Origin of the sequence: Nosocomiicoccus massiliensis (assembly GCF_000438455.1) — a bacterium.
Taxonomy (GTDB): Bacteria; Bacillota; Bacilli; order Staphylococcales; family Salinicoccaceae; genus Nosocomiicoccus; species Nosocomiicoccus massiliensis.
Genome location: NZ_CAVG010000027.1, coordinates 1 through 2,218, shown reverse-complemented (window position 1 = coordinate 2,218; position 2,218 = coordinate 1). Strand labels below are relative to the sequence as shown.

3 protein-coding genes are annotated in these 2,218 nt (G+C 33.4%); 2 read left to right on the top strand and 1 reads right to left on the bottom strand.

The features are described 5' to 3' along the window. A partial coding sequence (locus TJ68_RS08465; RefSeq protein ID WP_040928331.1) for a DNA repair protein RecN occupies positions 1-1,164 on the top strand: 1,164 nt, incomplete at its 5' end. Between the two features lie 5 nt (positions 1,165-1,169). On the opposite strand, the gene TJ68_RS01380 is transcribed toward TJ68_RS08465, so the two are convergent. Continuing rightward, positions 1,170-1,412 carry a DUF2627 domain-containing protein gene (locus TJ68_RS01380; protein ID WP_040928330.1) on the bottom strand — a complete coding sequence of 81 codons (243 nt, stop codon included), beginning with the start codon at positions 1,410-1,412 and terminating at the stop codon, positions 1,170-1,172. A 184-nt stretch (positions 1,413-1,596) separates the two neighbouring features. On the opposite strand from TJ68_RS01380, the gene TJ68_RS01375 reads away from it, so the two are divergent. Beyond that, on the top strand, positions 1,597-2,218 hold a 622-nt coding region (locus TJ68_RS01375), incomplete at its 3' end, for an FAD-dependent oxidoreductase (RefSeq protein WP_040928329.1).

Genomic DNA, 2,218 nt, shown 5'->3' with positions numbered 1-2,218 from the left:
AAGCGATACAAAAACGTAATCGCAGAACTCGAATATAAAGATCGTAATCGATTAGAACAACTAGAACTATTAGAACACCAGTATAATGAACTTCAATTAATGAATTTCACTACAGAAACTGAGGAAGACGATTTAGAAAAAGAACTCGAATACTTAATGAATTTTGAAAACGTCAATGAAAAGTTCGAACAAATTAAATCGATTTTAGACGGTGAAATTAGTGTTCAGACTCTTTTATATGATGTCGTGCATCAGCTTGAAGGAATTACACCATTTGATGATAAGTATTCTATATATACTGAAAAACTCGAAGAGAGTTATCATTTATTAACTGAGTTAAATAGTGAAGTTACGAATGATTTGAGTACGTTAGAATACGATGGAGCACGTTTAAACGAAATCCAAGACCGTTTAAATAGTATTAATCAGTTAAAACGTAAATTTAATGAGACATTTGAAGGTTTATTACGTTTAGAGCGTAAATTAGAGACGGATATTAATGATTTAAAAAACTTTAGTCAATCATATGAAGAATTAATCAATGAAAAAGAAAAAGTATTTAAACAATTAAATGTATATGCTAAAAAGTTACATGACATTCGTCTTGACCGTAAAGACTTTTTAGAAAATGCGATTGTGAAAGAACTAGAAGACCTCGATATGAAAGATGTTCAGTTTAAAATTGAAGTAAAAGAAACTCAATTTAACTCACTCGGATTTTCAAACGTTGAATTTTTTATAACGACAAATAAAGGTGAACCGTTAAAACCATTAAACAAAGTGGCTTCAGGGGGAGAAGTTTCACGTATTAATTTAGGGCTAAGATCGATTTTTTCAATGTTTGAAAATCAAGCACTCGTAATTTTAGATGAAATCGATTCAGGAGTCAGTGGTAAAGTAGCGACTAAAATGGCAGAAAAAATGAAGCTACTCGCTAAGACGAGACAAGTATTTGCGATATCTCATTTACCTCAAGCCGCAGCGGTGGCAGACCATCATTTACACGTGTATAAAATAGTCGTTAATGATCGTACTGTTTCGAAAGCTGAATATTTAGATGAAAATGAACATGTTGAAGAGATTGCACGCATGTTAAGTGGGTCAACGATTAATGACGCAGCGATAAAAAACGCAAAAGAGTTAATAAAGACGAGTAAACAGTAATTTGTTTACTCGTCTTTTGCTTTAAATCGCTCTTGAACTCGTTTATTTTTTCGTTCTCTATGAAGGACGTATCCCGCAACGAACCAAACTCCGAACACTAAGAGTACTAACCCTACAATAAATTGAAGGACAAGAGAACTAAATGGATCAATTGTGATACCGAATATACTGTCGCGAATTAATTTTACGCCATATCCTGCAATAAAGACAGGAATCACTAATATTAATAGTGCAATTATTTTTTTCATGTAATCAAACACCTTACTCAACATAATTAAATAGTCTGTTAATGAAATCATCGTTTGTTAATGTATAATAGGAGATAATACATTTGTTTCATCGTATTTATTCTAGTCTATATAGAAAATGCGAGCAAGTGGTATATTTTTTTACAACTTTCACTGGTCTGACCAGTGACTTATGGAGGGTTTTATGGAAAAGTCATATGACATCGCGATACTCGGTGGAGGTACAGGTGGCTATGTAGCTGCGATACGTGCAAGACAACTCGGGTTTACTGTCGCACTCATCGAAAAAGAGAAACTCGGTGGCACGTGCCTACATAACGGTTGTATACCAACGAAAAGTTTGCTGAACACTTCAAATTTAATAAAAACAGCCAATCAGTTATCTGAATTCGGAATTTCTGAAGCATTGAATTTTAACTATGAAAAAATCATTGATAAAAAGAATAAAACTGTAGACACTTTATATAACGGTGTGTCATCACTCATGAAAAAACATCAAATTGACGTTTACTATGGTCATGGGAGGATATTAGGGCCGTCAATTTTCTCTCCGATGGCAGGCACAATCGCTGTAGAAACTGAAGACGATTCTATTATCATTAAAAATGATTATGTCATTATAGCGACTGGGTCTAAACCGATCGAACTTGATTTTTTACCATTTGATGGGGAATTTGTATTGTCGAGTAGAGAATTTTTATCTCAAAAAAAACTGCCTAAATCTGTAGGTATTATCGGCGGTGGAGTCATTGGATTAGAACTTGCATCTATACTATCTAATTTAAATGTCGACGTGACAATTATTG

What these genes read in the sequence shown, in the direction of transcription:
- TJ68_RS01380 (WP_040928330.1), bottom strand. Translation starts at nt 1,412, where the DNA reads ATGAAAAAAATAATTGCACTATTAATATTAGTGATTCCTGTCTTTATT.